This window comes from Streptomyces sp. RPA4-2 (assembly GCF_012273515.2).
Taxonomy (GTDB): Bacteria; Actinomycetota; Actinomycetes; order Streptomycetales; family Streptomycetaceae; genus Streptomyces; species Streptomyces kaempferi.
Genome location: NZ_CP050975.2, coordinates 8025133 through 8037376, shown reverse-complemented (window position 1 = coordinate 8037376; position 12244 = coordinate 8025133). Strand labels below are relative to the sequence as shown.

The 12244-nt window shown below is 72.7% G+C and carries 13 protein-coding genes; 5 read left to right on the top strand and 8 right to left on the bottom strand.

What is annotated here, in order from left to right:
• Positions 1-92 precede the first annotated feature (92 nt).
• The 3 genes from HEP85_RS35080 (at position 93) to HEP85_RS35070 (ending at position 3828) form a co-directional block, all read left to right on the top strand.
• A complete protein-coding gene (locus HEP85_RS35080; protein WP_168531534.1) occupies positions 93-1352 on the top strand; it encodes an aromatic acid exporter family protein in 1260 nt (419 codons plus the stop codon).
• 53 nt (positions 1353-1405) lie between these two features.
• Complete coding sequence (locus HEP85_RS35075; protein ID WP_369657979.1) at positions 1406-2452, top strand: hypothetical protein; 1047 nt, start codon at positions 1406-1408, stop codon at positions 2450-2452.
• Positions 2453-2583: 131 nt separating this feature from the next.
• The gene (locus tag HEP85_RS35070; protein ID WP_168531533.1) at positions 2584-3828 is read left to right on the top strand and encodes a lactonase family protein; all 1245 of its coding nucleotides are present in this window, start codon (positions 2584-2586) and stop codon (positions 3826-3828) included.
• Here the strand turns inward: HEP85_RS35070 and HEP85_RS35065 are convergent.
• Together HEP85_RS35065 and HEP85_RS35060 are read right to left on the bottom strand one after the other, a co-directional pair.
• Positions 3796-4521 (bottom strand): DUF2470 domain-containing protein, encoded by a 726-nt coding sequence (locus tag HEP85_RS35065; RefSeq protein ID WP_168534353.1) that lies wholly within the window; start codon positions 4519-4521, stop codon positions 3796-3798. The two genes, HEP85_RS35070 and HEP85_RS35065, sit on opposite strands and share 33 nt — an antisense overlap.
• Before the next feature lie 99 nt (positions 4522-4620).
• On the bottom strand, positions 4621-5238 hold the full coding sequence (locus tag HEP85_RS35060) for a TetR/AcrR family transcriptional regulator (protein ID WP_168531532.1): 618 nt from the start codon (positions 5236-5238) through the stop codon (positions 4621-4623).
• A gap of 108 nt (positions 5239-5346) precedes the next feature.
• Here HEP85_RS35060 and HEP85_RS35055 point away from each other — a divergent pair, with 108 nt between their 5' ends.
• On the top strand, positions 5347-6831 hold the full coding sequence (locus HEP85_RS35055) for a cytochrome P450 (RefSeq protein ID WP_168531531.1): 1485 nt from the start codon (positions 5347-5349) through the stop codon (positions 6829-6831).
• Here HEP85_RS35055 and HEP85_RS35050 read toward each other — a convergent pair.
• Positions 6793-7647, bottom strand: coding sequence for a pentapeptide repeat-containing protein (locus HEP85_RS35050; protein WP_168531530.1), 855 nt, complete (start codon positions 7645-7647; stop codon positions 6793-6795). The genes HEP85_RS35055 and HEP85_RS35050 overlap by 39 nt on opposite strands.
• 49 nt (positions 7648-7696) lie before the next feature.
• Between HEP85_RS35050 and HEP85_RS35045 the strand changes: the two genes are divergently transcribed.
• The gene (locus HEP85_RS35045) at positions 7697-8008 is read left to right on the top strand and encodes a hypothetical protein (RefSeq protein WP_211118115.1); all 312 of its coding nucleotides are present in this window, start codon (positions 7697-7699) and stop codon (positions 8006-8008) included.
• Here HEP85_RS35045 and sigJ read toward each other — a convergent pair.
• The 5 genes from sigJ to HEP85_RS35020 form a co-directional block, all read right to left on the bottom strand.
• Positions 7989-8882, bottom strand: coding sequence for an RNA polymerase sigma factor SigJ (sigJ, locus tag HEP85_RS35040; RefSeq protein ID WP_248002198.1), 894 nt, complete (start codon positions 8880-8882; stop codon positions 7989-7991). The two genes, HEP85_RS35045 and sigJ, sit on opposite strands and share 20 nt — an antisense overlap.
• 313 nt (positions 8883-9195) lie before the next feature.
• Positions 9196-10497: an alpha/beta fold hydrolase gene (locus tag HEP85_RS35035; RefSeq protein WP_168531528.1), complete on the bottom strand. Its 1302-nt coding sequence runs from the start codon at positions 10495-10497 to the stop codon at positions 9196-9198.
• A gap of 121 nt (positions 10498-10618) precedes the next feature.
• Entirely contained in the window at positions 10619-11644 is a 1026-nt protein-coding gene (locus HEP85_RS35030) for a LacI family DNA-binding transcriptional regulator (protein ID WP_168531527.1), read from the bottom strand.
• A 76-nt stretch (positions 11645-11720) separates the two neighbouring features.
• Complete coding sequence (locus HEP85_RS35025) at positions 11721-11897, bottom strand: hypothetical protein (RefSeq protein ID WP_168531526.1); 177 nt, start codon at positions 11895-11897, stop codon at positions 11721-11723.
• Positions 11898-11912: 15 nt separating this feature from the next.
• Positions 11913-12233, bottom strand: a complete 321-nt coding sequence (locus HEP85_RS35020; protein WP_168534351.1) for an L-rhamnose mutarotase — start codon at positions 12231-12233, stop codon at positions 11913-11915.
• Between the last annotated feature and the right edge of the window lie 11 nt (positions 12234-12244).

Here is a 12244-nt window from a genome sequence, read left to right as displayed (position 1 = left end):
GGCCCGGCGACGACAAATTTGGCTTCGTTGCGGACAGTTACGGTCCCCAATCGGCACGTTCGGTACAGGGGCGAAAGGGGAAAAGGCCAAGGATGCGAGACGTACGTGGCGTGTGGGCCGTGGTGGGACGACAGTTCCGGAAGTGGCACCAGGAACCCGTGGTCGTCCAGTCGGTGCGGTCGGCCGCGGCGGCGAGCATCGCGTATGTGATCGCGGTCCGGCTCAGCCCCGAGCCCGCACCCCTCACCGCACCACTGACCGCGCTCCTCGTCGTACAGGTCACGCTCTACTCCACCCTCACCACCGGCATCCGCCGGGTGAACTCCGTGGTGGCCGGCGTCATGGTCGCCATCGGCTTCAGCCTGCTCGTGGGACTGACCTGGTGGAGTCTGGCCCTGCTCATCCTCGCCTCACTGGCCGTAGGCCATCTGGTCAGGGTCAGCGAGTTCGTGCCCGAGGTGGCGATCAGCGCCATGCTCGTCCTCGGCGTGACCCGGGTCGGGGACACGGCCTGGGCCAGGGTCCTGGAGACGCTGATCGGCGCGGTGGTCGGGCTCGGCTGCAATCTGCTCTTCGCTCCCCCCGTATGGGTGGGCGCGGCCGGCCAGTCCATCGAGGACCTGGCACGGCGCGTACGTCAGTTGATGCTGCGCATGGGAGAGGAGGCGGCGGGCCGTACCCCCGTGGAGCACGCCACCGCCCGGCTGCACGAGGCGCGGCGCCTGGACCACGACATCGTCGGGGTGGACGCGGCGCTGCGGCAGGCCGAGGACAGCCTGAAACTCAATCCCCGTGTCCGCGAGGGCCTGCTGCACCGGATCGTGCTGCGCACGGGACTCGACACGCTGGAGATCTGCACGGTGGTGCTGAGGGTGCTCGCGCGCACCCTCACCGACCTCGCCAAGGAGCGCGATCCCGAGCCCTTGTTCGAACCGCAGGTGGGCGCGGTGCTGGAGCAGTTGCTGAGCGAAGTCGCCGACGCCGTGGTGAGTTTCGCCGTCCTGGTGACCACGGACGTCAGCCACAACGCCGAGTCGGCCGAGACCCGGCTCGCGGCGGAGCTGGCCACGGCATCGGCGACCCGCGACAAACTGGCCCAGTTGCTGCTCGAGGGGGTCCAGCGGGACGCTCGCCAGTGGCAGCTGCACGGCGCCGTCCTCACGGAGGTCAACCGCATCCTGGACGAGCTCGACACGGAGCACCGCTCACGGCGGCTGATGGAGGAACTCGACCGCGGCGCGCGCGAACAGCGCGAGCGCCGGCCGCACCTCACCCGTCTGCGGGAGTACCTGCGCGTCCCGCTGCCGCGCCGGAGCCGGAACCGTACGGCGGCCTCGCGGCGTTCTCTGTAGGAAGCCCGTGCCATGCCGGGCAGGCGCGGCACCGAGGACGAGGGGGAGAGCCGATGACCGAAGGCACCGTACGGATCGAGGGGAACTCACTGCTGCTGCCGGGGGGTGTGCGGATCCGCTTCATGCGGACGCTGCGCCTGCCCGAGACGGGTACGCACGGCCTGCCGCCCGGCCTCGGAGAGTTCCCCCTGCGCCGCGTCGAGGACTACGCGGACACGGTGCCCGCCGAGTGGCGTGCGCGCGGCGGTGTGATGCTCCCCGTCTATCTGCGCGAGGCCATGTGGCTGAGCTTCGCGGGCTCGGCGGAACCGGCCGCGTTGCAGGTCGGGGTGGGCAAGGTGTGCGCGATCTCGGGCAGGCCGTGGAGCCCGCGGCTGGCCCTGACCCCGCAGAATCACGTGGTCCTCCCGCGACAGCCCTGGCTCGACGGCATCAATTCCGGCGAGGGGAAGGTCCGCCAGTTCGTGGCCGTGCCCCTCGGGCTGGGGGCCACGGTCGAGGGGCAGGTGACCGGTGAGGAGGTGTGGGGCGGCATCCAGCTGCAGTCGTTCCCCCTCCGTGCGGCGGAGCTCGCGAAGTGGCGTGAGCAGGAGCGCCGCCGGGCCGAGATCAGCCGGTCGGCCGCGCTCATGTCCGGCTACGGGGCCCCTCCCCCGGCGCCCGGCGCCGCGCTTACCCCCATGGCCGCTCCCGCCGCCGCGGGCCGTGCGAGAAGCGCGCCGGCCATGGGGCTCGGGGTGGGCGGCTCGATGCGCCAGGAGATCTACCCGGCCGACCGGCCCCTCGATGCCTGGGCCAGGGAGCCGGCCGGCCGTGTGTTCGTCCATCTCGTGACGCCTCCCGAGTGGCGGCGTGTCACGGGCGAGGCTCCCCCGCCGTCACCCGTGGACCGCGCGGCCTACACCCGGGCCGGGCTGCCCTGGTTCGAGTACTACGACCAGGACGCCGGGGATGTGGCCCCCACCGACACACTGGGCGCGGTGCGGCCCGTCGGCGAGTGGCTCGGCGCCGACCACGAGCCCTGGCAGACGCCCTCGCCCGACCAGGTGATCCCGCTCGGGGACGCATCGGGCAAACCGGTTGCGGACGGTGACTGGTAGGAACCGCACCGTGTCCGGGAACCGGCGCATGTTGCGTATCGCGCAACGGCCGGCGTCGCCTTTGCACCGCACGGGTGTCGCGCGCCATGGTGGGTGTCACGGCTGAGGCAACCGACACCCGAGGTGCAGGCATGAGCAGTGGTGCAGAACCGGCACGTGGCGCGGACGGCGGCTGGAGCAGGCGCCGGTTCGTCGGAGCGCTGACGGGAGCCGTCGCGGCGACGGCACTGCCCGCGCCGGCGGCACCCCCCGCCGAACCCGCGGACGCCGCCGGCGTCGGCTCGCCCCCGACCGGCGGCCCGCCCTCCCCGGCCGGTTCACCTTCCTCCGGCCGCTCGCCCGCACCCACCGCCCGTCGCCTGTTCCTCGGCACGTACACCTCGGTCGACGGCGGCGGGAAGGGGATCGGACTGGCCACGTACGACTCCGCCACGGGCGCCATCAAGTCCACCGGCACGGTGACCGGCGTCGCCGACCCCTCGTATCTCGCCGTGCATCCGGACGGCCACACCCTGTACGCCGTCGACGAGCGGCCCGAGGGCGGGGTGACGGCCGTACGGCTCGCGGGCGACAAGGTGCTCGGCACCCGCAGCACGGGCGGCTCGGGCCCCTGTCACCTGTCCGTGCATCCGAGCGGGCGCTGGCTGCTGAGCGCCAACTACGGCTCGGGCAGTGTGGCCGTGCATCCCATCGACGCCTCGGGCGCGCTCGGCGAGCGCGCCGCTCTCGTCAAGCACACCCGCCCGGCTCCCGGCCCCGGCCAGCAGGGCCCGCACGCCCACCAGTTCCTCACCGGGCCGGACGCCGGCCATGTCCTCGCCGTCGACCTGGGCACCGACACCGTCTACACCTACCGCCTGGACACCTCCGAGGGCACTCTCGCCGAGGTCTCCCAGGCGCACACCCGTCCGGGCGCGGGCCCGCGCCACCTCACCTTCCACCCCGGCGGCCGCTTCGCCTATCTCGCCAACGAGGTGGACAACACGGTCGTGGTCTGCGGGTACGACCGGACGAGCGGGCGGCTCACCCTGGGGAACGCGCAGTCCACGGGGACCGGGACCGGCACCAACTACCCCGCGCAGTTCCTGGTGACGTCGGACGGCGCGTACGCCTTCCTGGCCAATCGCGGCGCCAACAGCCTGACGCGCTACGCGGTCGAGGCGGACGGTGCGCGGCTGAGGCTCCTGGACACGGTGCCGGTCCACGGCGACTTCCCGCGCCAGATCGCCTTCTCGCCCGACGAGCGGCTGCTGTTCGCGGCGAACCAGCGCTCGGGCACGGTCAGCGTCTTCCATGTGGACGGCTCGAGCGGCGGCCTCCGGCTCGCGGGCGAGCCGTTCGCGTCACCCGTCGCCGTCTGCGCGCTGCCGCTGTAGCGCGCGGGGGCAGGCGGTGGAACTCGCCTGCGTGAGCAGCACATGCATCCGCTCGGTGAGCTGGGACACGTCGTCGGCGGGCGCGTGGAAGGGCAGGCGCACGTCTCCGTCGCCCCGCGCCCGCTCGATGCGCAGCGTCAGGCCGTGCCGGTCGACGGCGAGCGGCTGGACGCGGACCGCGCCGTGCAGGCTCTCGGGCTCGACGAGGCGGGTCAGCCGTTCGACGGCGTCGGGGTGCGCGTCGGCGAGGTGGGTGAGCAGGGCGGCCTCGGCCGTCGCCAGTGGATCGGGGACGGCGTCGGCGAAGTCGTCGAGGCCGACCACCACGGCGCCGGACGCGTCACGCAGCACGACGCGCGAGGCCTGGAACTCCAGATGCGCCTCCCCCACCACGAACCAGCCGGCCATCCACAGGCGGGTGCGGATCCGGCGGCGTACGGGAACGGGCGCGGCGTCCGCGAACTCCAGGACGGCCGACGGCTCGCCGCGGGGCGCGCAGATGGCGGTGGCGAGCAGCGCGCTGTCCTCCGGCACGTGCAGGAGGACCCTGCCGTCCGGGGTGACGGTGTGCGCGCCGAGGAGTTCCTCCCGGCCGCCCTCGGCGGTCACCGCGCAGGACCAGGCCGCGGCGAGCACCGAGCGGGCGCGCTCGGCCACGGAGGGCGCGGCCGTCCAGACATGGCGGTCGCCCATTCGGTCACCCATTCCAACCTCCATTAGGTAAGCCTTGCCTAACCTATCGAAGATCCGGGTGTACGCCAACCATGCCACCCCTCATGACACCCTCAGGGGTTACGGAGCGATCGCGCCCAGCAGCGCCCGCGCACAGAGATCGCGCAGCTGTTCCCGCGTCAGCTCGGCTCCCCGCAGCCACTCCAGACACACGGCCGTCGTGAAGGCGAGCCAGCCGCGCACGGCGATCCGCAGCTCGGGCCGCTCCACGGCCGCGCGGCCGAAGTCCGGGTCCGTGGCGAGCGTCTCCAGGATCTGCCGCTCCTGCGCGGCCAGCGCCCGCCGGTAGACCGCACGCACCACCTGGTCACCCGCCGCGTCGGCACGGTGGAAGGCACGGAAGCCGTGCGCATGCGTCTCGACGTACGCAAGGAAGGTGTCCAGCCCGGCGACGAGCTGCTCCCGCACGGCGACCCCGGGCACCGCCGCCGTCATGCGCAGCATGCGCTCGCTCTCGCGCTCCACGACGGCGGCGAAGAAGTCCCGTTTGGTCGGGAAGTAGTGGTAGAGAAGACCGCGCGACACTCCGGCGATCTCGGCGACCTGCTCGATCCACACCTCGTCGTACGGACTCTCCGAGAACAGCCGCGCCCCCACCGACAGAAGCTGCTCCCGGCGTTCCGCGGTACTGAGCCGACGGCGCGTGCGCTCCTCCCGTTCCCCCCGTTTCCCGGCCATGTCCGCACCTTACTTGACGTCGGTTCAGCAACGGGAACAGACTGGAATCCGCTATTGAACCCGCGTACAACAGAGCCGGACGGCCGCAGGCACAAGGGAGATCGCGTGATGGCGGAGACGACAGGGGCCCTCCTGCCCAAGGGGTTCCGCAGTGCCGAGCTGGGCTGGCCGGAGCTGCACCGCATCCCGCACCCGCCGTACCGGATCCCGGTGGTCGGGGATGTGATCGGCTCCAACGTCCGCTCCCCGTTGCAGGATTCGATGCGCTTCGGGCGTCAGCTCGGGCCGATCTTCCGGCGCAGGGCCTTCGGCAAGGAGATCGTCTTCGTGTGGGGCGCGGAGCTCGCGGCCGAACTCGCGGACGAGGCCCGGTTCGCCAAGCACGTGGGACTCGGGGTGGCCAACCTCCGGCCGGTCGCCGGGGACGGGCTGTTCACGGCCTACAACCACGACCCGAACTGGCAACTGGCGCACGACGTGCTGGCCCCCGGGTTCAGCCGTGAGGCCATGGAGGGCTACCACCCGATGATGCTGGCCGTCGCCGAGCGGCTGACCGACCGCTGGGACCGGGAGCGGGCCGCCGGACGCGCGGTCGACGTGCCCGCCGACATGACGAAGCTGACGCTGGAGACGATCGCCCGCACCGGCTTCGGCCACGACTTCGGTTCCTTCGAGCGCTCCCGGCCGCATCCCTTCGTGACGGCGATGGTCGGCACCCTTACCTACGCGCAGCGCCTCAACGTGCTCCCCGCGCCCCTGGCACCCGTGGTGCTGCGCGGCGCCACCCGGCGCAACGCGGCGGACATGGCGTACCTCAACCGCACGGTCGACGGAGTCGTGGCGGCCCGCCGGCGATCCGCCGGCGCGGGAGACCTGCTCGACCGGATGCTGGAGACCGCCCACCCCGGGACCGGAGAGCGGCTGACGCCCGAGAACATCCGCCGTCAGGTCATCACGTTCCTGGTCGCGGGTCACGAGACGACCTCGGGCGCACTCTCGTTCGCCCTGCACTACCTCTCCCGGCACCCCGGCATCGCCGCCCGCGCCCGGGCCGAGGTGGACCGCGTCTGGGGCGACACGCCCCGGCCGGGCTACGACCAGGTCGCCAAGCTGCGGTACGTGCGCCGCATCCTCGACGAGTCGCTGCGGCTGTGGCCCACGGCGCCCGCCTTCGCGCGCGAGGCCCGGGAGGACACGGTGCTGGGCGGCGTCCACCCGATGCGGCGGGGGGCGTGGACCCTGGTCCTGACGGCGATGCTGCACCGCGATCCGGACGTCTGGGGAGCCGACGCGGAGGCCTTCGACCCGGACCGCTTCGACGCACAGGCCGTACGGTCCCGGCCCGGCCACACCTTCAAGCCGTTCGGAACCGGCGCCCGCGCCTGCATCGGCCGCCAGTTCGCGCTGCACGAGGCGACGCTGGTCCTCGGGCTGCTGCTGCGCCGTTACGAACTGCGCCCCGAGCCCGACTACCGGCTGCGGATCGCCGAGCGGCTGACACTGATGCCGGAAGGGCTGCGGCTGCACCTCGAAGAGCGGGCGCCCGCACCGGAGTCAGCGCCGGACCGTCCAGTGATCCGGTCGGCCGACTGAACCCGGCAGCCTGGTGCCGGACCCGCCCCGGGCCGCGTTCACCTGGGGCTGGGTCAGGAAGAACGCCCCGGTCAGGTCGGCGTCCGTGAGATCGGTGTCCCGCAGGTCGGCGCCGATCAGGTCCGCGCCGCGCAGATCCGCACCCGTGAGGTCGGCGGCGATGAGGTAGGCACCGCGCAGGTCCGCACCCCGCAGGTCGGCGCCTTTGAGACGGGCTCCCATCAGGTCGGCGCCCCGGCGGTCCTTCTTCCCGCCGTTCTTCCCGCGTCCAGTTCCCGCCCGCACCAGTTCGCTGGTACGCAGCAGCAGCACGTTGACCTCCTGCCGGTGCGGGCCGACGTCCAGTTCCCCCAGCTCTCCGGGGGTCAGGCCGGTCAGCCGTTCGGTGGTGGCGAGCGCACGGCGGACGTCGGCATGCACCGGGCCGGCCGCGGGCAGCGTCAGCGCCTCGTTCAGGTACCAGAGCAGTTCGTGGAGCTGGCGGACGACCGGGAACACGCCGAACATCTGCCGGGCGCGCTCCCGCGGGACGGAATGCCAGTCCTGGCCGCCGAAGGTGACCTGGGAGACCTTCTGCCCGGCACCGAAGCAGTCGTACACCGTGCAGCCCGTGAAGCCCTTCTGGCGCAACCGCGTGTGGATCCCGCACCGGGAGTCGGCCGCCAGGTTGGGACACGGCTTTCCGGCGTCCTTGTCGATCGCGAAGTCGGCCGAACGGGCGAAGGGCAGCGCGACGCAGCACAGCCCGAAGCACTCACCGCAGTCGGCCCGCAGTTCCAGAAGCCGGTCCGTGGCTGTTCCGCTTTCTTCCCGCATGCCCCCAGCCTACTGACCCGGGACCCACGCCCTGAACTGGGCTGATGACATGACCGGGAACCGAGGAGGACAGGCCAGGCTGGGCACCTGGGTGACCACGGCGGTGTGCGCCGTACGGGACGCGGAGCGCATCGCGGAGGTCTTCGACGGGTGCCCGCTGCCCGGCGTCCTGGTGAACAACGCGGCCGCCAACCTCCCTGTGCCGGCTGAGGACATGACGCCGAACGCCTGGTGGACGGTCGTCGGCATCACTCCCACCGAAACCGTCCTGATGACGCGCGAGTTCGGCCGCGGTGCCGGTGCACGACCGGTCGGGCCTCGTCCCCTGCACCGGCTGCCGGTCAGTCGCCGAACGGGGTGAGGTCGAGGCGGGCCAGCCGCTCGGGGTCGGACAGGATGTACATCCCGGTGATCCTCCCGTCGGCGACGGTGACGCCCATGACCGCCAGCGGCAGGCCTCCGGGCGCCGTGACGACGCCGATGGCGCCGTTGACCAGCGCGAGCCGCGAGGAGTCCGCGAACTGCCGGAACATGAGCGCCTGCCCGGCGACGGTCCGGGCACCGCGCACCAGCTTGGACGCGGCCGCGCCGCCGACGAGGGCGCCGGAGTCGGCGCGGAGCACGACGTCGGGGTCGAGGACGGCGACCAGTGCCTCGAAGTCCCCCGCGCGTGAGGCCGCGAGGAAGGCGTCGAGGACCTTCTTCTGCCGGCCGAGATCCGGCTCGGCCTCCGGGGCGGCTCCCTGGACGCGGCGCCGTGCGCGGCTGGCGAGCTGGCGGGTCGCGGCCGGGGAACGGCCCACCACGGGCGCGATGTCGTCGAAGGGCACCGCGAACATGTCGTGCAGCACGAACGCGAGCCGCTCGACGGGCTCCAGTGTCTCCAGCACCACGAGCAGGGCGAGCCCGACCGAGTCGGCCAGCAGCGCCTCCTGTTCGGGATCGACCCGGTCCAGGGGACTCACGACCGGATCGGGGACGTAGGTGTCCATCGGCTCCTCACGACGCGCGGCGCGGGAGCGCAGTATGTCCAGGCAGACCCGGCCTGCCACGGTGGTCAGCCAGGCCGCCAGGTTCCTGATGCCGGTCGCGTCGGTCCGGCTCAGCTTGAGCCAGGTCTCCTGCACGGCGTCGTCCGCCTCGCTCAGTGAGCCGAGCATCCGGTAGGCCACCGCTCGCAGGCGGCCCCGGTGCTCCTCGAACCGCTCGGCGAGAAGCCCTTCGTCGTCCCTCACCCGTCCCCCTTCCCCACCGCACGCGACACCGTGCGGAACCGTTCGCCGTGCCGGGCCGGACATCAGCCGATGCCGGACACGGCGCCGAACCCGTCACCGTGCCCGGTCCGGCGTCCGCCGGGCCGGACGCGGCTCCCGACCGCGCCCGATCAAAGCACGCCGGTCGGTTCCCCTCGAACCGCGGCACGCGGCACATGCCCTTCGCCGCGGCCCCGGCGGCGACGGCACGGGCGACCGCGTCCGGTGCGTCGCGGGCGATCACGAGCGGGACCGGATGGAGCCGCTCGGCGGTGCGGATCCCTCCGCGGGGGCCTCAGACCTCGTCGCGCGTCAACGCCAGCAGACGGTCCAGGACGCGCGGTCCGCCCGCCCGTACGCCGTCGTGCTCGAACTCGTCGGTCACCCACGTGCGCAGACCGCCGATGGCGCGGGCGGTGCGCAGCGCGTGCCCGGTGTCGACGTACATGTCGTCGTGGTAGACCGCCGCGGCCACCGGGACCTCGTTGGCGGCGAGGCGGGCGGGGTCGTACAGCGGCCGCCAGTCGGTGCGGGCGGCCAGTTCCGCGGCGGTCTCGCGCAGTGGCCGCAGCGCGGGGTCGGTGTCGAACATCCAGGGATGCACGGACTCGCCGGTGAACAGCAGCGGCCCGTCGTCGGCGAGTGTCTTGGCCGCGTCGAACTGCGGGAACTCGGCGCGCACCCGCTCGGCCGACCAGGCGGTGGGCCGGTCGTCCTGTCCGTAGATCGCCTCGTGGATCAGCGCGTACAGCGGGTGGCCCGCGTACGAGAGGAGCCCCTGCACCTCCTCCTGGAAGGCGTCGGAGAGGGCCGGCCCCTGCGGGGTACGCACGAAGGCCTCCTCCAGGAGGTAGTGCAGCCGGTGACTGCCCTCGCCGCCGCCGAGGAGGATGCCGAGCGACTGGAAGGCCTCGACGGTGAGGCGGTAGCCGCCACTCAGGACCGGTTCGTGCCGCAGGAGGTACTCGGCGATCTGCCGGGCCCGCTCCACGTCCTGGGGGTAACGCGCGTAGTGTGCCGCCACTTTGCGTTCGATACGGGGATACGCGGCCCGGTAGACGTCGTCCGCGTGCGCGTCCAGCGAGGGCAGTCCGCCGGTGATCAGGGCCGCGCGCAGACCTTCGGGCGCCGTCGAGAGGTAGTTCACCGCGCAGAAGCCGCCGAAGCTCTGGCCCAGTACGGTCCAGGGCGCGCCGCCGGTGAGCCGGGGGCGGATGGCCTCGCAGTCGCGGACGATGGAGTCGGAGCGGAAGTGGGTGAGGTAGTCCGCCTGTGCGCGCGGGCCACCGCGCAGCGGGAGTGTCTGGCGGTTGGCCGGCGTGGAGTGGCCGGTGCCGCGCTGGTCCAGCAGCAGGACCCGGAACTCCTTGAGCGCGCGACCCAGCCAGGCCTGCTTGCCGACGAAGCGGTTGGCGCCGAAGCCGGGGCCGCCTTGGAGGTAGACCAGCCAGGGGAGCTCCTGGTGCGCCTTCTCGCTCGCGACGGCCTCGCGGGCGAACAGCTGGATGCTCTCCCCCATCGGCTCGTCGTGGTCGAGGGGCACGGTGAAGCGGTGGTCGGTGAGGACGACACCGGGCTGGCGGTAGCTGACGGTCAACGGGACTCCCCAGACGTACGGATTCCAGGCTGCGTCCCAGTTGAACACATGGTCCCGGGCCGGCCGAGTCCGGGGATCAAGAAACGGTACTGAATGGCCGCTCAGCAGCGGGTGGGGAGGATCAGCGTGCCGAGAGGCTGGAGCGGCGTACCACCAGCTCCGGCTGGAGTACCACGCGCCGGTGTTCGTGCGGCACCGGAGCCGTCTCGGCCTCCGTCTCCTCCAGCAGCAGTTCGGCGGCGAGGGCACCCATCGTCATGGCGGGCTGGCGCACGGAGGTGAGCGGGACGGCCGCCGCGGCGGCGAACTCGATGTCGTCGTAGCCGACGATCGCGAGGTCGTCGGGGACGCCGACGCCCGCCGCGTACATGGCCTGCAGGACACCGAGTGCGAGCAGGTCGTTGGCGCAGAAGACGGCGGTCGGTCGCACGGCCAGGCCGAGCAGCCGGGCGCCGGCGTCACGGCCCGCGGCGACGTCCAGACGCTGGGTCGGCAGCTCCCTGAGCGCGCTGGGCGGCAGCCCGGCCTCGGCCAGCGCGTTCAGCGCGCCGGTGCGCCGGTCGGTGACCTGGTTCAGTCCCGGTGGTCCGCTGACGTACGCGATCGAGCGGTGACCGGCGTCGACGAGGTGGCGTACGGCCAGCGCGCCGCCCTCCACGTCGTCGACCGAGACCGAGCACTCGGTGGTGCCCTCGGCGACCCGGTCGACCAGTACGAAGGGGATGCCGTTGCGGCGGAAGGTCGCGATGTTGCGCCCCGTCGCGTCGGCGGGGGTGAGCAGCACCCCGCGGACCCGCTGCTCGGCGAAGAGCGACAGGTAGTCGGCCTCCTCGCTCGCGCTCTGCGCGCTGTTGCAGACCATCACGCCGAGCCCGGCGTCGCGGGCGGCCCGCTCGGCGCCGCGGGCCACGTCCACGAAGAAGGGGTTGCCCATGTCGAGGACGAGCAGGCCCATGATCCGGCTGCGCCCGGCCCGCAGCTGGCGCGCCGACTCGCTGCGGACGTAGCCGAGCCGGTCTATGGCCGACTGGACGCGCGCCCGGGTCTCGGAGGCCACGGTGTCCGGGCGGTTGATCACGTTCGAGACCGTGCCCACGGAGACTCCGGCGGCGCGGGCGACATCCTTGATACCCACCGACTGAGCCATCAGGCAAGAACCTCCAGGTAGACGAGAAGCGGCGGGCGGGCCTTCACATTACCCGCGCGTCCCCGGGGACCGGCGCTCATGCGGGCAGCCGGAATGCGACGGCGTGGAGTGCCCGTCGGCGTGGTGGCGCCGGGCACTCCTGGTACACGGCGGCGGTGGCGGGACCCGGGTCGGCGGTCCGCGCCGTACCGCCGTGACCGGGGCCCCCGACGATGGCCGCCGGCGCCGTCCTGCGCAGGGTGCGTCGTCTCATGTGCGGGGCTCCTGGTCAGGCGAGATGGAAGACTTCGGTGAGGGGTTGCATCGCCTCGTCGGGTCTGGCGCCGTCCAGCGATTCGAAGAACGGCGCCATCTCCGCCTGCCAGCGGGCGTTGATGCCGGTGGCCTCCATGCCGGCCCGGGCGGCCGCGAAGTCCTCGGTCTCCACGTAGCCGACCAGCAGCCCGTCCTCGCGCAGGAACAGCGAGTAGTTGTGCCAGCCGGTGGCCGAGAGCGCCTGGAGCATCTCGGGCCACACGGCGGCATGCCGCTCGCGGTACTCGTCGAGGCGGTCCGCCCGGACCTTCAGCAGGAAGCACACACGCTGCATCAAGTACCGTC